Origin of the sequence: Pseudarthrobacter sp. P1 (assembly GCF_050156935.1) — a bacterium.
GTDB lineage: Bacteria > Actinomycetota > Actinomycetes > Actinomycetales > Micrococcaceae > Specibacter.
On the sequence record NZ_CP189584.1, the window covers coordinates 3,177,871 to 3,193,167 of the forward strand.

Consider the following 15,297-nt stretch of genomic DNA (forward strand, 5'->3'; position numbering starts at 1 on the left):
CTATGTCGCAGGACACATGCGGCCGTCTTGTCTGTGGCGGCACGGGGCTTGATGATTGGCGAACGCTCAGCGGCTGTTGCGGTAGCCGGTGGGCGATTCGCCGAACGCGGCGCGGAAGATCCGGCTGAAGTGGGCCGCATCCAGCAGGCCCCAGCGGGCCGCGATGGCCGTCACCGGCCGGCCGGCCAGCACCGGGTCCGCGAGGTCGCGCCGGCAGCGTTCCAGCCGGCGGCTGCGGATGGAGGAGGCCACGGTGGTCCCGATCTCCTGGAAGAGGTCGTGCAGGTGCCGCGTGGAGATGTAGTGGGCCGCCGCGATGGAGGCCGGGCCCAGCTCCGGGTCACCGAGGTTGGCCTCGATGTAGTCGTGGATCCGGCCCAGCAGCAGGATGTGCGGGTCCCGGCCGGCGTCGATGATGGCATCGAGCTCGCCGTTGAACAGCGTGGTGGCCAAATCCAGGGCGTTGTGGGCGAGCCGGAGCCCGTTGGCACCGGAGAGCGCCTCCAGATTGTCCGCGAGCCGGACCATGAACGGGCTGATCAGCTGGCCCAGGCCCTTGTCGCCGGGAATCCGGATGGCCGTCACCTGGCCCACCACCTCGATGGGCAGGTCAAGGAGCTCGGGCGGGAACATCAGCACCAGGGTGCGGAAGGCGCCATCGAAGGTGAGCGTGTAGGGGCGGTTGGTGTCGTAGATGGCCAGATCGCCCGGCAGCAGCACGGCCTCGCGGTTGTCCTGCACCAGCCGTCCCGTGCCGGCGAGCATGATGCTCAACTTGAACCAGCGCCGTTCGGCCTTGGCGATCAGTGCCGGGGTGCGCTCCACGGTGTGCCGGTCCGCGGCGACCTCGACGACGGAGATGTCCTCCAGCACGCGCGAGCGGATCTGGCCCCGGAAGCCCTCGGGCCGGTCGGTGGAGACCAGCAGCGGCACGAAGGAGCCGCTGACAAGGCGGCCCCAGTCCGCAAAACCGTCGGCGGCAGCCGTGTGGACCGTGCTGGCTCCGGCGTCGGCCACGGTGGTCATCAAACTCCTTCGTCAGGGCCGGCCCGCACCGGCGTGCGGGCCTGTTCTGGGCCCCTGCACCCGGCATTGGGCCTGGTGTGAGCTTGGCAACAATTCTACATGTGGGCCCTGTGTGGGGGCGGTGTGCGGCCATGGACAACAACCATTCCCTGTGGGACAAGTCACAGCCGGCGGCGAGGGTGCAGTCTGGCGGAGTGGCCTTGGCGGCGTGCAGCTCCGCCGGCCCATCCCAGAACAGGAGAACCCTATGAGCGTTCAGGCTCCCGCCAACCACCAGGCCGACGCCGGTCCACAGAACAGGCGCCGTCTGGGTGTCCCCTCCGTGATGTTCATGATCATTGCCGCCTCCGCACCCTTGACGGTGCTGGCCGGCGGGGTGACCACTACCTTTGCCGTCACAGGCGTCACGGGCGTGCCGCTGTCCTATCTGCTGCTGGGCGCCGTCCTGGCGGTCTTCGCCGTCGGCTACGCGGCCATGAGCCGCTACGTCACCAACGCCGGCGCCTTCTATGCCTACGTGGCCCAGGGCATTTCCCGGCCGGTGGGGGTCGGGGCGTCGCTGGTGGCGCTCATGGCGTACAACCTCATGCAGGTGGGCATCTACGGTTTGTTCGGCTTCACCGTATCCTCGCTGTTGATCGCGCGCCTGGGCGTCAATGTGCCGTGGTGGATCCCCGTGCTGGTTTGCATCGCCGCGGTGGCGGTGCTGGGCGTGAACCGGGTGGACCTCTCGGCCAAGGTGCTGGGGCTGCTGGTTGGCCTGGAGTTCCTGGTGGTCATTGTCTACGACATCCTCTCCTTCGCCGTGGCGCCGGAGGGCGTCAGCTTCGAGGCGCTCAGCCCCGCCAGCCTCTTTGTCCCGGGCATCGGTGCGGTCCTGTCCTTCGGCATCGCGGCGTTCATGGGCTTCGAATCCGCGGCCATCTACGGCGAGGAATCCAAGGACCCCAAGCGCACGGTGGCCCGTGCCACCTACGCCGCCGTGGCGATCATCGCCTTGTTCTACGCGGCCTCGTCCTGGGCCATGACCGTGGGCACGGGGCCTTCCGCCGTCGTCGAGACCTCCACCGCGGAGGGCCCGGACCTGATCTTCAACTTCCTCGGCGCGCACGGCGGCGTCCTGCTCAGCGACCTGGCTCAGCTGCTCTTCGTCACCAGCCTCTTTGCCGCACTGGTCAGCTTCCACAACGCGGTGGCCCGCTACTTCTTCTCGCTCGGCCGCGAGCGGGTCATCCCGCCAGTCCTCGCGGCGGTCCGCCGGAACAGCGGGGCACCGTTCGCCGGCTCGCTCGCCCAGACGGCCATCGCCGTCGTGGTGACCATTGGGTTCGCGATCGCGGGCTCCGGCTCCGACCTGGCCGAGCTCTATCCGGTGCTGACCCTGTTCACCTGGCTCACCAACACCGGGGCCATGGGGCTGGTGCTGCTGATGGCGGTTGTCTCGCTGTCGGTGATCGGCTTCTTCCGGCGCCGGGGCCACGCGGCCAGCCTGTGGGCCCGCGCCATCGCCCCGGCCCTGGGCTTTGCCCTGCTGGGCGCCGTGTTTGTGCTGATCGTGGCCAACTTCAACGTGCTTTTGGGGCAGACGGAATCCAGTGCGGCGACGTTCGTCCTGCCGGCGCTGATCGTGGTGCCCGGGGTGGCGGGCGTCCTGTGGGGACTGTGGCTGCGGCGGTCCCGGCCGGAGATCTACCGCGCCATCGGCCACGGCGAGGAGGGCCCGCTGCACTTGCAGTGACCGCCCGTGCCCGCCGTTGAGGCGTGGGCTTGGTGCCCCTTAGAAGCGTTCTAAACGGCACCAGCCCACGACTCAACGTGTGCGTTGGTCCGTGGCCCTTTCGGCGGCAGCTGCGTAGGCTGTCCCGACAGGCATCTTGGGGGATCGGCGGTTGGGGGACCCGATGGGCAGATGGATTGACGGCGCGCTGGTGGACGGCGATGCCGAGGCCAGGTGGGCGGCGGTGCTTAAGCGGGTGGCCCGTGCGCCGGAGCGGCGCCCGATTGATTCCCGTGGGTGGCGGCTGCTCTGCGGTGCGGCGGCGGCCACCACTGCGCTGGCCGTTGCTGCCGGGGTGTGGGGCCTGCTTCGGCCCGCGGACCAGGACAGCGCCGGGATTGCGGCGGTCCTGTCCGGGCTCGGCGTCGCCTTCTTCTGCGCCGCCGTGGCAGCCATGGTCGCCGGATGGAGCTGGGCGTCCCGGCGTGGCACCATGTCCCCCAACATGGCATGGGTGCTACGCCCGCTCACCCGGGCGGAGCGGCGGCTGGTGCGCCGGCAGATCAGGGGGCGGCGGCCGGTGCCCCGGGACAGTGTGCCCGCGCTGCGGGCTATCGCCGCCCCGGTTCGCCACCAGTTGCTGGGAACAGTGGTTCCCGTCCTGGGCCTGGCGCTGCTGCAGGCCGGGCAGCTGCTGGTGCAGAGCAAAAGCTCGGTGCAGTTCCTCTTCGCCGCGGCCGCGCTGCTCATGTTGGGCGGGGCCGCGTCCACCGTGTGGGATGCCCGGCGGATCCAGCGGTTCCTGGGCAGGGTCGCGCCGGATGCGCCGGACAAGCCGGGCCGTGCGGAAGCACCGGGACACGGTTGAGGCGTGAGTTATTGCCCTTTAGGGCGTGTCTCCCAATGCGGCGCTCCAGATGACGACGGCGTGCAGGACGGCCGCTGAGCGGTAGGTGAGGGCCAGTTTGTCGTAGCGGGTGGCCAGGGACCGCCATTGCTTGAGGGTGTTGAAGCTGCGCTCGACCACATTGCGCCGTTTGTAGGCGTCCCTGTCGTATCTGACGGGGCGTCCCCCGGCGGAGCCCTTGCGTTTCCGGTTGGCCTTCTGGTCGTCCTTTTCCGGGATAACGCACTCGATGCCCCGCCCGCGCAGGTACGCCCGGATTGCTTTGGAGGAATAGGCCTTGTCGGCCATGGCCCGGTCCGGGCGGGTGCGGGCCCGGCCGGGACCGGGCCTTTCTACCTTCAGGGCCTCCATGAGGTTCTCAAACATCGGCGAGTCCCCGCCCTGGCCCGGCCCCAGCAGCAGGACCAGGGGACGCATGTTGCCATCCACCAGGGCGTGGATCTTGGTGGTCAGCCCGCCGCGGGACCGGCCGATGGCATGGTCCTCAGGCTCGTCGAGCAGATTCCTGTAATTCGACAGGTCCCCCTGTGTGGCGGGGCAGGTTCGTGCCGTGCTGGTGGGCACGGTTGACCGTGGAGTCGATCGAGACCTCCCAGTTGATCAGCCCGGCCGTGTCCGCGCGGGTCAGCAACGCCGCCAGGACCTTGTCCCAGGTCCCGTTGGCGGCGTTGCGGCGGTGGTGCTTCCACACGGTCTTCCACGACCCGAAATAGGCAGGGAGATCACGCCATGGGATCCCTGCCCGGTAGCGGTAGATGATGCCCTCGGTCATCAGCCGGTGGTCGTTGAAGGGTCGGCCCGGTTTCCCCGACGAATCGGGCATCAACGGGGCAATGGACTCCCACTGGGCATCGGACAACACGGAATAGCGAGAAGGCACCCATCAATCATGCCAAACCGCAAAACCACTGATTAGGAGACACACCCTAGCAGCGTCCTAAAGGGCAATACCTCACGCCTCAACTTTGGACGGCTTATGCGGGCTCCAGGCCTGCGCTGTGCCGGCTCATGCTGACCAGCCGGCCGTGGGCGCCGAAGGTGAAGTGTACGGGATCGGTGCCCGCCTCGTTCCAGCCGAAAAGGTAGCCGTGCGAGCGGATCGCGGTGATGTCGCGGTGGTCCGCCACGGTGATGGATCCGCAGGGGATTACCTTCTCCCGCCAGGTGAACACGTAGATGCCCGGGCGGAGCTGGTAGGTGGTGTTGGTGTCGGTGTCCGCCAGGCCGCGCTCGGGGCCGGCCAGGCACTGCCACGTGTACCACTGCGGGCTCAGGTAGATGTGCTCGTAGGCGTGGATGGGGCTGTAGACCCATTCCACCCGGCGGCCGAGAAGTGCCGCCGTCTCGCCCAGCGCCGGCCCGCGTGCCGCCATCCCGTCAATCGTGCCCGGGTGGAAGACGTGCCGGACGGCCGTTTCGCCCTGGGCTGCCTCGCCCAGGAAGGCGGTGATGGACAGGGCCCGGCCGCTGGCCAGATCCAGGAACAGGGACAGTGCGAACGCCCCGTCCGCACCGCTGTGCCACTGGGCGTAGTAGAGGTCCTCGGCCACGGCGAAGACCTCGCAGGGATCGGTGCCGGACCGCCCGGCCATGCTCCACTGCACGCTGTCGCCGCTGAACGAAACTTCCAGCGGACCGCCGTCGCCCGCCACCCGGAACGATTGGCCGTCCAGGTCCTGCACGGGTGCGGCCTTGTTGGCGTCAAAACCGGGGGCCAGTCCGTCCAGCGGCAGCCAGGTGGAGGTGTCTTGCAGATTGGCGCCCATGGCGGATCCTTTGCTCGTGGAGTCCGGCCGCGCGTGCGGCCGCTTCCCTTCGAGTCTGCTCCTTGGCGGTCCCGGGGTCTTGTCCGGCAGGGAGCTGTGCTTGCCTCTGGGCGAAGGACTTCCCTCTCAACCCGGGGTGCGCCGTCGTCTCACAAGCGTGGCAACCACGAGGAGCACGACGACGGCGCCCAGGCCCAGCCTGGCCACCAGCTGGCCATAGGGTTGCGAGCCCGTGAAGTACATCATCGCCAGCACGGGGGCAATGGCGGCGAACTCGTAGCGCCGGCTCAGCGCCACGAACGGCAGGAGCAGCAGGGCGTACCAGGGGTAGCTGGGCGAGACGATCAGCAGCGTCCCTCCGACCATCAAGACCTGCCCGTCCCAGGGCCGGGCGGCGTCGGTGGTCCGCCAGACATAGACGGCCAGACCCAGCAGCAGCACCAGTGCCGCCGGCGTCGACCAGCTGGCCGGGAGCACCAGTTTCAGCAGCGTGAAGCGCGGGCTGTCCGCTCCGTCGTACCCCTCCGATTTAAGGTAGGTGGGCAGATAGCCCAGCACCGCCCAGCCACTGGCGAGGACATACGGTATGTACGCCACCGCAAAGGTGGCCACTGCCGCGGCCACAAAGCGGACCGGCCGGCGGTAGAGCAGGGCGGGGGCGCAGATCGCCGGGATCAGCTTGGTGGCCACTGCCGCGCCAAAGACCATTCCCGAACCCAGCGTGCGCCCGCCCACCAACAGCAGCGCCGCGGCCAGCGCCAGCGCCGCGCCGAGTGCGTCAACGTGCGCACCGTTGATGGCCTCAAGGGCCACCAGCGGGGACCATGCCCACCACACCGCCTGGTGTGCGGGCCGCCCGGTGCGGCGCAGGAACGCCAGCAGCGCCACCGTCACGGCCAGGCTCAGCAGCAGCCCGGCCAGCTGGAAGGCAATGAATCCCACCCCGGGTCCGGGGAGCAGCCGCACGGCGAGGAAATACAGCTCCGCCACGGCCGGATAAACGGTGGGCACGGTGGGGCGGTTGATGGCCGTGCACAGGGTGCCGCCGCCAGGGATGTTGGTGGTGGTCTCCGTGCCGGTGGGGAAGGGGTTGGTGTGGCAGGTAGCGTCCTGTCCAGGGGCCCGTCCGGCATCCTGGAACAGCCATGCCGGCCGCAGCGGACGCAGCGCCTCATCGGCCGGTACATAGCGGTAGGGGGAAATCCCCGCCTTCTGCACGATGCCGTCCCAGGCATAGCGGGCGGAGTCGTTGCTGGTGGCGGGCGGGGCGGAGATGGCCGCGGCACCCAGCAGCAGGGCACCCAGCAGCACCACGGCGGCCGCGTGCCGGGCGGGAACCCGGCGTGCCGCCAGGGCGGCCGGCAGAAAGAGTGCCCAGGCCGCCAGCGTGCCAACCGGTGACACCCACTCCGCAGACGGATCGGCGGCGACGGTCCACGAGAGGACACCGGCGAGCAATGCCACCAGTGACAGCGCCGCCACGGTGGCGCCCGCACGCAGCGTGGCGCCTGCACCCTCCGGCGGGCGGCCGGCGCCGTTGGCGCGGGGCAGTGAACGTCTCACCCCTCGATCCTGCCCCCAAATGCGTCACCGGACACCAGAAAAGCCGGGACTGTTCGCCTTTCGTAAGGTCTGGCCCGGGACTGCGCCGGGGCGCCGGTGGTCTGATGTCCCTATGGACAGATTGACCACCCTCCTCCAGCGCCGGATGGAGTCGGTGAACCAGCGGTTCGCCTCCCCTTTGCGCAGCAAACGGCTGACGGTGGTGCTGGGCCGCTGGCTGGGCATCGCGTTCAGTGTGTGCTTTCTGACGGGGCTTTTCAGCCACCTCCTGCAGGACCCGCCCGGTTGGATGATCTTCCTTACCCGTCCCGTTTGGCTGTATGTGGCCACGCAGGGCATCCACATCACCACCGGGATCGCCTCCGTCCCGCTGCTGCTGGCCAAAATGTGGTCCGTTTTCCCGGAGCTGCTGCGCTGGCCGCCGCTGAAGTCCGTGGTGCATGGTCTGGAACGGGCGTCGATTGCCCTTTTTGTGGCCGCTTCCCTCGTGGAGGTCACCATCGGCCTGCTCGACACCTTCCAGTGGTACCCCTGGCCCTTCTCCTTCAAGGACGTCCACTACTGGCTGGCGTGGGTGGTCATTGGCTCGCTGGCCCTGCACATTGCCGTCAAACTGCCCATCATCAGAGCGCACTGGAGCCGGGCGGCGGAGGCGGCCGCCGCCCGGCCGGTGGCAGGTGCCGGCCCGGCCGCCCGGGAGGGTTGGAACCGCCGGGGATTCCTGGTGGCACTCACCGCCGGCACCGCCGTCGTCGTGCTGGCCACCGCCGGGCAATCCTTCGCCTGGCTGGCCGGACTGAACCTTTTCGCCCCGCGGCGCATGGATACCGGACCACAGGGTGTGCCGATCAACCGGACCGCGGCGCAGGCAGGCGTGGGGGAGGCGGCGCTGGCCCCGGACTGGGTGCTGACAGTGGCATCGCACACCCGGGAGAAAACGTTCACGCTGGCCCAGTTGGCCGCCCTGCCGCAGTACAGCTACGGGCTGCCCATCGCGTGCGTGGAGGGCTGGAGCCAGGGCGCGCAATGGCGCGGCGTCCGGATCCGGGACCTGATGGCCACCGTGGATGCGCCGGCGGATGCCGAGCTGCAGATTTCCAGCATGGAGCAGGGCGGCGTCTACGGGCGCTCGTACATGCCGGCGGCGTACAGCCAGGACGAGAAGACATTGCTGGCGCTTGAGCTTAACGGCGCGCCGCTGGACCTTGACCATGGCTATCCGGCACGGATCATCGCGCCGGGGCGCCCGGGCGTGCTGCAGACCAAATGGGTGAAAAAGGTGGAGGTGTTGTGATGAGGCTGCCTCTGGTGAACCCGCCGACGACGGCGGAGCGCGGGACCGTCTGGTGGGTGCGGGCCGTGCTGGGCGCCCTGGGCGTGGCCGGGCTTGGCTACGCCGCCTGGGGGCTGCTGGCCCACCTGCCGCTGGACCAGTTGATCGGCGTGGCGGCCTGGCTGGCCGTCGCCCTGTTGCTGCATGACGGCGTCCTGGTCCCGTTGACCACCCTCGCCGGCGGCGGCCTGTCCCGGCTGACGTTCGGCCTGGGCCGGACCCAGCGGGCGATTGTGCGCGGGGCGCTGCTGGTGGGGGCGCTGGTGACGCTGGTGGCGGGGCCACTGCTGCGCGCGCAGCAGGTCCTCCAGCCCGCGGGCCGCGGAAGCGGCACCAACAGCACGGTGCTGCAGGGGGACTACGCGCTGGCCCTGGGGCTGTTCTGGCTGGTGCTTGCGCTCGCCGCGGCGGTGGCCGTTGCCAGCGCCGGCCTCTATGCCCGGCGCTCCAGCGCCAGGAAGACACGCCCCTGAACCCGCCGGGTGGTTCCCACGGCCAGACCCGCCCGGGCGGCGTGGCCGGCCAGCGCCGCCGCCCCCACCCGGGCCCAGGGGAAGGAGTCGCTGCGGCGCCCGGCGGCGTCCTCGAGCACGGCCAGATAGGCCAGATCGAGGGAATCGGGTGATTCGGCCTCCACCAGCAGCTGTCCGCCGGGCGCCAGCAGGGAGCCTACCCGCTCCAGCAGTGCCCGCACATTGCCGCCGATGCCGATGTTGCCGTCCAGCAGCAGGGCCGAGCCCCAACCACCCTCATGCGGCAGTGGGTCAAAGACTGAGCCATGGATGGCTGCTGCGCCGCGGTTCCTGGCCAGCCGCACGGCGGGTGCGCTGGTGTCAACGCCCATTGCGGCCAGGCCCAGCTCCTGGGCGGCCGCCAGCATCCGGCCTGGCCCGCACCCCACATCCAGCAATGGGCCGCGCAGGGTGCGCAGCAGCCCGCGCTCGCCGGCAGTGGCAGGCGCCGAGAAGCCGCCCACGCTGAAATGGACAGGGCCGATGGCCTGCTGCACCCCGGCTTCGTGCGCCGCGGCCTCGTGCGCCGCGGCCTCGTGCGCCGCGGCCTCGTGCGCCGCGGGCGGCGCCAAAGGCAGCACCGGACGCAGCGTGAGCCGCCCCATGCCCCTCACCAGCGTGCCGGCGTACGGCTCCCTGCCGCCCTGGCCGAATACGGCGGCCGGGCCGAAAGGGCCGGCCGGGCGGGTGCCGGGGACAAGGGGCCCTGTGTCGAACTGTCCTGTGTTGAGCTGCCCGGAGTCGGACAGCCCGGCGCCGGGCTGTCCTGTGTCGAACTGTCTTGTGTCGAACTGCGCGGTGAGCGGTGCGCCGGCATCTGCTGACACCGTCTGGGCGCTCATCGCCGTGCCGCCGGCCGCGGGCCGGTGAGAAGTCCGCCCGCCGGAGGACCGCCGACCGGAGAACCGCCCGCCGGAGGACCGCCCGCCGGTCCTGCAGGCCGGGATGCCAGCGCGGCGGCCAGGGCCTGCACGGCACGGGCAAACGGGGTGCCGGGGCAGCGCGTGGCCGCGGCCAACGCGTCGGCAAAATGGTCCACATCCCGCAGCGTGGGCAGCAGCCCCACGGCCAGGCCCGCCCCGTGCAGCCGCGCCAGTTGGTCGGCCCCGGTGCGGGCGGTGGACATTTCCACGCCGCGGACCAGCCAGCCGTCCGGCCGGTGCAGGCCCAGCGCCCAGAATCCTCCATCCGACGCCGGGCCAAGCCAGGCCCCGCAGCGGGGCGAGGGGAGCGACCAGTCCGCCAGCAGTGGAGCCAGCTGGTCCCGGGACAGCTGGGGTGTGTCCATGCCCACGATCAGCAGGGGACCATCTGCCAGTGCGCAAATGGCCGCCAGCCGTTCATCCAGCCCGCCGCCCGCCTGGGCCCAAACCTCAAATCCGGCGGCATCGCCGTCGTGGGGTGCCCCGTCAAACACCAGCAGGTGCCGGGATGCGGGGAGGGCACGGACGGTGTCCAGCGTCTGGCTGAGGCTGGTCTGGGCCAGGCAGGCCGCCTGGGCCGGGGTGAGCGGCGGCGTGAGGCGGGTCTTGACCCTGCCCGGGAGGCATTCCTTGGCGATGACGGCGATGGTGAGGTTCATGGCGTGGCTCCACGCGCGCCGGCCGGAGGTCCACCGGCGGGTTTGCCGGCCGTCGGGACCGGGGGCCGCCGTTTGGCGGCGTCCAGCTGTGCGGCCATGTCCCGCACGGCCGTCAGGGTTCCGCGCACGGTGCCCGTCACCTTGGACTTGCCCAGGCGCGGAGCGTAGGACACCGGCACCTCGGCCACGCGCCAGCCGTCGCGGTGGGCCTTGAGGAACATTTCCAGCGGATAGCCGCTGCGCCGGTCGGTGAGCTCCAGCCCCAGCAGTGCGCTGCGCCGGGCCAGCCGGAGCGGTCCCAGATCCGTCACCGGAAAGCCGGTCAGCCGGCGCAGCCGCCGGCTGAGGAGTGCGTTGGCCAGCCGGGCATGGATCGGCCATGCACCGCGGGCCGGACGGCGGGCGCCCAGGACCAGATCGGCCCGCCCGCTGCGCACCAGCTCCAGCATCGGCGCCAGCTGGGCAGGGTCCAGCGAACCATCGCAATCGCAAAAGGCCACGAACTCCGCCGTGGCAGCCAGCAGCCCCGCATGCGCCGCCGCGCCAAAGCCGCGCCGCGGTTCGAGAACGACGGCGGCCCCCAGGCTGGCGGCCAGCGTGCCGGAGCCGTCGGTGGACCCGTTGTCCACCACGATTGCGCGGTATCCGCGCGGCAGGGCCCCCAGCACCTGGGGAAGGGCCCAACGCTCGTTGAGGCAGGGCAGCACCACATCCACCAGCACGGCGGGCGCGCCCCCGGCGTCGTCGTCCGATCCGCCGCGGCGCCCGGCCGCGCCGGTTCCATCGTCCGGTCCACTCTGCTTCTTCTCCACCCTTCGACGGTAGAATCCGCAGGCCCGGCGCGTCAGGCCGAAATCCTTACGGAACCGGGACGCTTGCCCGCCGGCAGCCGGGAACCGGCCCGCAGCGGCGCGCGCGAGCCTATGCTGGGAGCGTGAACACTGTCCAGCCCGACACGGACGCCGGGGACGTTGGCAACCGCCGCATCCTGCTCGTTGAAGACGAGGCCACCATCGCCCAGGTGGTGCACGACTATCTGGTGCAGGCCGGCTTCCAGGTGGACCTGGCCGGCGATGGCTTCAGCGCCCTCCACCTGGCCCAGACACACAACCCCGACCTGATCATCCTGGACCGCATGCTGCCCGGCCTGGACGGTGTGGAGGTTTGCCGGCGGATCCGCCGCACCCACTCCATGCCGATCATCATGCTCACCGCGCTGGGCACCGAGGACGACCGCATCCTTGGCCTGGAAATGGGTGCCGACGACTACGTGACCAAGCCGTTCTCCCCGCGCGAGCTGGTGCTGCGGGTGAAGTCCGTGCTGCGCCGCAGCATCAAGGAATTCACCCCGGAGCAGCCCGTGGAGCGGGCCGGATTTGTGCTCAACCCGGCCTCCCGGATCGTTCGGTACCGCGATGAGAACCTCACCCTGACGGCCCGCGAATTCGACCTTCTGGCGTTCTTCCTGCGCCGCCCCAACCAGGTCTTCAGCCGCGACGTCCTGATCAAGGCCGTCTGGGGCTGGGACTTTGGCGATCTTTCCACCGTGACGGTGCACGTGCGAAGGCTGCGCGAAAAGATCGAGGCCAACCCCACCGCGCCCGTGCTGTTGAAAACGGTGTGGGGCGTGGGCTACCGGTTTGACGACGGCACGGAGCCGGCCAGCCATGACTAGCGGCAATCTGTTCACCATTGTCGCCGTCGTGCTGTCATGGGCGCTGGCCATCGGTGCCGTGACGGTGGTGCTGCAGCGCCTGCTCCGGCGGACCTCGATTGTGGTGCAGATCCTGCTGGTGGTTTTGGCCACCGTGGCCATCCTGGTGGCCGGGATGGTGAGTGCCTTCAACGCCATGTTCATCACGGCGGCGGATCTGCAGGTGATGTGGTTCATCCTGGCGGTCGCCTCGGCCGTGTCCGTCGCCGTCGCCGCGCTGCTGGGAGTGGGGGTGGCCAGGAACACCAAGCGACTGGCCGGGGACGCGGCCAGGATCGGCCGCGGCGAGCCCGTGGCACCGCAACGGAAAATGACCTCGGAACTGTCTGCGTTGGCCGCCGAACTGGCCGCCACCAGCCACAAGCTGGAGGAGTCCCGGCGGCGCGAGCTGGCGGTGGAGGCCGCGCGGCGTGAACTGGTGGCCTGGGTGTCGCACGATCTGCGCACGCCGCTGGCCAGCATGCGGGCCATGGCGGAGGCCCTGGAGGACGGCATTGCCGAGGACGTGTCCGGCTACCACCAGCGCATCATCGGCCAGGCCGACCAGATGGCCGTGCTGGTCAACGACCTGCTGGAGCTCTCCAAGATCCAGGCCGGAACCTTGGTGCTGGACCACCAGCAATTGGACCTGTACGACGTCGTCAGCGACGCAATAGCCGACCTCGCCCCCGTCGCGGCCAGCCGGGCCATTGCCATCAACGGCGACGCCGTCGCGCCCACCATGGTGGCCGCCGACGGGGCGTCGTTGTCCCGGGCCATCCGCAATGTGGTCCTCAACGGCATTCTGTACAGCGCCCAGGGCAGCACCGTGTCCATTGCCGTGACCTCCACGGCCGGCGAAGCGGTGGTGGAGGTCCGCGACGGCTGCGGCGGGATCCCGGAGGAGGACCTGCCCCGGATGCTCACCGCGGGCTGGCAGAAGGACGCCGGGCGCACCAAATCCCGCTACAGCGGTGCCGGGGTTGGCCTGAGCATGGTCCACGGCATCGTCCAGGCCCACCGCGGCACCCTGGAGGTGGCCAACATTGAGGGTGGCTGCCGGTTCCGGTTGCGGATACCCGCCGGGCAGGAAAACCCGGGGCCGGCAGCCTAGGCCCGTTCCCCGCGCAGCGGCGCGGTGGCGAACTCCCGCATGCCGTCCTCAAAGCCGTGCCGGGGAGTCCAGCCCAGCTCGACCTTGGCCCGTGCCGAGCTGGCGGTGATGTGCCGGACGTCGCCCAGCCGGAACTCCCCGGTGAGAGCAGGGGCCGGGCCGCCGCCAACAGCGCTCAGGACCCCAGCCACCTCTCCAATGGTGTGGACCTCCGAGGCTCCCACGTTGTATGCCCTGAAGCTGCCCGGCGCCACGGCCCTGCCGTCCGCCAACGCCCCAATCGCGCACAGGTTCGCCTCCGCCACATCGGCGACGTGGATGAAGCTGCGCCGCTGCCCACCGTCCTCGAAGACCCGCGGCGCCTCCCCACGTGCGAGGGCCGAGCGGAACAGGCTGGCCACGCCGGCGTAGGGGGTGTCCCGGGGCATCCGGGGGCCATAGACGTTGTGGTAGCGCAGGGCAATGGCAGTTCCGCCGGTGGAGCGGGCCCATGCTGACGCCAGGTTTTCCTGGGCCAGTTTGGAGGCAGCGTAGACGTTCCGCGGGTCCAGCGCCGCGTCTTCGGTGACCAGCGCGGGCAGCAGGAATTCGCCGGTGGTGGGGTCCCGGGGGTCAAAGATTCCTCGCTCCAGGTCATCGACCCGGCGCGGTCCGGGGCGCACCAGCCGCCCGGCAGAGTCTGTGTAGGCCCCCTCGCCATAGACCACCATGGAGGAGGCCAGCACCAGCTTGTCCGTGCCGGCCGAGGCCATCCCTGCCAGCAGCACGGCCGTGGCCAGGTCATTGTTGCGGATGTAATCCGGCGCATCGGAGAAGTCCACGCCCAGACCCACCTTGGCGCTCTGGTGGACGACGACGTCGATCCCCTCCAATGCCGAGGCCACGGTGGCTGCATCGCAAACATCCCCCACCAGCAGTTCCGCGGCAGGGTTGGTCCATGGCGGGCCGGGGTGCACTGCCGGGTCCAGCGAATCCAGGATCCGGACCTTCCAGCCTCGGGCCACGGCGGCATCGACGATGTGGCCGCCAATGAAACCGGCGCCGCCGGTGACCAGAATCCTCACTGGGTGTTCCGGTCCCGGCGGGGCGCGCCGCCCATCACGGTGGCCACGGCGTCGGCGGGCATGGCGGCCATCCGCCAGCTTCCGCCGTCGTCCGCGGGCTCCGCGCCGGCCAGCCCCTCCGACACCCGCCGCACCACTTCGGACAGCACGGCCAGGATCCGCGGCTGCGCGGCCGCCAGACGGCCGAGCACCAGCTCCGCGGTCACGGGTTCGGACCCGTCGTGGCCGGTGTCGGCGTCAGTGATGAACGCCAGCGCGGCGAAATGCATGTTCAGCTCCGCCGCCAGCACCGGCTCGGGGTATTGGGTCATGCTCACCAGATGCGCACCGGCCTGGACCAGGGCCGCGGACTCGGCTTTGGTGGAAAAGCGCGGACCGTTGATGACGGCCACGGTGGCTGCCGGTGCGAAGTCTTCGCCCAGCAGCTCCAGAGCGGCGATGAGCGCCGCGCGCAGCGGGGCGCTGTAGGGCTCGGCGGCGGGCAGGTGCTGCACCCCGGTGGGCAGCGAGCCATCGTAGAAGGTGTCCGCCCGGCCCCAGGTCTTGGCCAGGAATTGGTCTGGCACGGCAAAGGTGCCGGTTCCGTGGCTGGGAACCAGTCCGCCCACGGCCGCGGAGGAGATGACAGCCTCCACGCCCAGGCTTTTGAGGGCCCAGAGGTTGGCGCGGTGGTTGATCTGCTGCGGGGCAATGCTGTGTCCGCGGCCGTGCCGGCCCAGGAATGCGACCACCGGGCCGTCCGCACCGCCGGGGCCGTCCGGTGCTGCCAGCCGGGCAAGGGTGGCGGGGCTGGAGGGCGGGCCGAACGGCGTCGCGATGTCCAGCGTGTCCAGCACGGCGGCGCCCGGGAGCCGGTACAGGCCGGTGCCGCCGATGATGCCGATGCGGGCGCGGGGTTTCAGGGGGGAGGCCATGACCCCATCATGCCAACCCGGGCCGCCGCCGTCGCGGGCGGAATCCTTACAAGTCCCGAACGCCGGCGTTGAGATGGACGTTCTTTTGGTTATCGCGCGCTGATAA

The 15,297-nt window shown here is 70.4% G+C and carries 15 protein-coding genes; 6 read left to right on the plus strand and 9 right to left on the minus strand.

Translation table 11 applies throughout. The features are described from left to right. Positions 1 to 66: 66 nt before the first annotated feature. A complete protein-coding gene (locus tag ACQCSX_RS14995) occupies positions 67 to 1,026 on the minus strand; it encodes a helix-turn-helix domain-containing protein (RefSeq protein WP_427016076.1) in 960 nt (319 codons plus the stop codon). Positions 1,027 to 1,273: 247 nt separating this feature from the next. On the opposite strand from ACQCSX_RS14995, the gene ACQCSX_RS15000 reads away from it, so the two are divergent. Further along, entirely contained in the window at positions 1,274 to 2,764 is a 1,491-nt protein-coding gene (locus ACQCSX_RS15000) for an APC family permease (protein ID WP_427016077.1), read from the plus strand. Positions 2,765 to 2,927: 163 nt separating this feature from the next. Continuing rightward, the gene (locus tag ACQCSX_RS15005) at positions 2,928 to 3,611 is read left to right on the plus strand and encodes a hypothetical protein (RefSeq protein WP_427016078.1); all 684 of its coding nucleotides are present in this window, start codon (positions 2,928 to 2,930) and stop codon (positions 3,609 to 3,611) included. Between the two features lie 18 nt (positions 3,612 to 3,629). On the opposite strand, the gene ACQCSX_RS15010 is transcribed toward ACQCSX_RS15005, so the two are convergent. The 3 genes from ACQCSX_RS15010 to ACQCSX_RS15020 form a co-directional block, all read right to left on the minus strand. Then, positions 3,630 to 4,473 (minus strand): IS5 family transposase gene (locus tag ACQCSX_RS15010; RefSeq protein ID WP_427018933.1). Its coding sequence is split into 2 segments (ribosomal slippage): positions 3,630 to 4,166 and positions 4,168 to 4,473, totalling 843 coding nucleotides; the frame shifts between segments, so codons are not numbered across the junction. 151 nt (positions 4,474 to 4,624) lie between these two features. After that, a complete protein-coding gene (locus tag ACQCSX_RS15015; protein ID WP_427016079.1) occupies positions 4,625 to 5,416 on the minus strand; it encodes a MoaF C-terminal domain-containing protein in 792 nt (263 codons plus the stop codon). Positions 5,417 to 5,542: 126 nt separating this feature from the next. Further along, the gene (locus ACQCSX_RS15020; RefSeq protein ID WP_427016080.1) at positions 5,543 to 6,979 is read right to left on the minus strand and encodes a glycosyltransferase 87 family protein; all 1,437 of its coding nucleotides are present in this window, start codon (positions 6,977 to 6,979) and stop codon (positions 5,543 to 5,545) included. Positions 6,980 to 7,091: 112 nt separating this feature from the next. Here ACQCSX_RS15020 and ACQCSX_RS15025 point away from each other — a divergent pair, with 112 nt between their 5' ends. Together ACQCSX_RS15025 and ACQCSX_RS15030 are read left to right on the plus strand one after the other, a co-directional pair. After that, a complete protein-coding gene (locus tag ACQCSX_RS15025) occupies positions 7,092 to 8,273 on the plus strand; it encodes a molybdopterin-dependent oxidoreductase (protein ID WP_427016081.1) in 1,182 nt (393 codons plus the stop codon). Further along, positions 8,273 to 8,785, plus strand: a complete 513-nt coding sequence (locus tag ACQCSX_RS15030) for a hypothetical protein (RefSeq protein ID WP_427016082.1) — start codon at positions 8,273 to 8,275, stop codon at positions 8,783 to 8,785. The genes ACQCSX_RS15025 and ACQCSX_RS15030 overlap by 1 nt, the downstream gene beginning before the upstream one ends. On the opposite strand, the gene ACQCSX_RS15035 is transcribed toward ACQCSX_RS15030, so the two are convergent. Genes ACQCSX_RS15035 through ACQCSX_RS15045 form a run of 3 tightly spaced genes read right to left on the minus strand, consistent with a single transcriptional unit; the run spans position 8,746 to position 11,218 of the window. Continuing rightward, positions 8,746 to 9,666, minus strand: coding sequence for a class I SAM-dependent methyltransferase (locus ACQCSX_RS15035; RefSeq protein ID WP_427016083.1), 921 nt, complete (start codon positions 9,664 to 9,666; stop codon positions 8,746 to 8,748). The two genes, ACQCSX_RS15030 and ACQCSX_RS15035, sit on opposite strands and share 40 nt — an antisense overlap. After that, on the minus strand, positions 9,663 to 10,406 hold the full coding sequence (locus ACQCSX_RS15040; protein ID WP_427016084.1) for a TIGR04282 family arsenosugar biosynthesis glycosyltransferase: 744 nt from the start codon (positions 10,404 to 10,406) through the stop codon (positions 9,663 to 9,665). The genes ACQCSX_RS15035 and ACQCSX_RS15040 overlap by 4 nt, the downstream gene beginning before the upstream one ends. Next, positions 10,403 to 11,218 carry a glycosyltransferase family 2 protein gene (locus tag ACQCSX_RS15045; protein ID WP_427016085.1) on the minus strand — a complete coding sequence of 272 codons (816 nt, stop codon included), beginning with the start codon at positions 11,216 to 11,218 and terminating at the stop codon, positions 10,403 to 10,405. Before ACQCSX_RS15045 ends, ACQCSX_RS15040 begins: the two co-directional genes overlap by 4 nt. 122 nt (positions 11,219 to 11,340) lie before the next feature. On the opposite strand from ACQCSX_RS15045, the gene ACQCSX_RS15050 reads away from it, so the two are divergent. Next, positions 11,341 to 12,081, plus strand: coding sequence for a response regulator transcription factor (locus ACQCSX_RS15050; RefSeq protein WP_427016086.1), 741 nt, complete (start codon positions 11,341 to 11,343; stop codon positions 12,079 to 12,081). After that, complete coding sequence (locus ACQCSX_RS15055; RefSeq protein WP_427016087.1) at positions 12,074 to 13,213, plus strand: sensor histidine kinase; 1,140 nt, start codon at positions 12,074 to 12,076, stop codon at positions 13,211 to 13,213. The genes ACQCSX_RS15050 and ACQCSX_RS15055 overlap by 8 nt, the downstream gene beginning before the upstream one ends. Here the strand turns inward: ACQCSX_RS15055 and ACQCSX_RS15060 are convergent. Both ACQCSX_RS15060 and ACQCSX_RS15065 read right to left on the minus strand, forming a co-directional pair. Beyond that, the gene (locus ACQCSX_RS15060) at positions 13,210 to 14,277 is read right to left on the minus strand and encodes an NAD-dependent epimerase/dehydratase family protein (protein ID WP_427016088.1); all 1,068 of its coding nucleotides are present in this window, start codon (positions 14,275 to 14,277) and stop codon (positions 13,210 to 13,212) included. The genes ACQCSX_RS15055 and ACQCSX_RS15060 overlap by 4 nt on opposite strands. Further along, positions 14,274 to 15,191, minus strand: a complete 918-nt coding sequence (locus tag ACQCSX_RS15065; protein WP_427016089.1) for an MTAP family purine nucleoside phosphorylase — start codon at positions 15,189 to 15,191, stop codon at positions 14,274 to 14,276. The genes ACQCSX_RS15060 and ACQCSX_RS15065 overlap by 4 nt, the downstream gene beginning before the upstream one ends. Between the last annotated feature and the right edge of the window lie 106 nt (positions 15,192 to 15,297).

What these genes read in the sequence shown, in the direction of transcription:
- ACQCSX_RS14995 (WP_427016076.1), bottom strand. Translation starts at nt 1,026, where the DNA reads ATGACCACCGTGGCCGACGCCGGAGCCAGCACGGTCCACACGGCTGCC.
- ACQCSX_RS15000 (WP_427016077.1), top strand. Translation starts at nt 1,274, where the DNA reads ATGAGCGTTCAGGCTCCCGCCAACCACCAGGCCGACGCCGGTCCACAG.
- ACQCSX_RS15005 (WP_427016078.1), top strand. Translation starts at nt 2,928, where the DNA reads ATGGGCAGATGGATTGACGGCGCGCTGGTGGACGGCGATGCCGAGGCC.
- ACQCSX_RS15015 (WP_427016079.1), bottom strand. Translation starts at nt 5,416, where the DNA reads ATGGGCGCCAATCTGCAAGACACCTCCACCTGGCTGCCGCTGGACGGA.
- ACQCSX_RS15025 (WP_427016081.1), top strand. Translation starts at nt 7,092, where the DNA reads ATGGACAGATTGACCACCCTCCTCCAGCGCCGGATGGAGTCGGTGAAC.
- ACQCSX_RS15030 (WP_427016082.1), top strand. Translation starts at nt 8,273, where the DNA reads ATGAGGCTGCCTCTGGTGAACCCGCCGACGACGGCGGAGCGCGGGACC.
- ACQCSX_RS15035 (WP_427016083.1), bottom strand. Translation starts at nt 9,666, where the DNA reads ATGAGCGCCCAGACGGTGTCAGCAGATGCCGGCGCACCGCTCACCGCG.
- ACQCSX_RS15040 (WP_427016084.1), bottom strand. Translation starts at nt 10,406, where the DNA reads ATGAACCTCACCATCGCCGTCATCGCCAAGGAATGCCTCCCGGGCAGG.
- ACQCSX_RS15055 (WP_427016087.1), top strand. Translation starts at nt 12,074, where the DNA reads ATGACTAGCGGCAATCTGTTCACCATTGTCGCCGTCGTGCTGTCATGG.
- ACQCSX_RS15065 (WP_427016089.1), bottom strand. Translation starts at nt 15,191, where the DNA reads ATGGCCTCCCCCCTGAAACCCCGCGCCCGCATCGGCATCATCGGCGGC.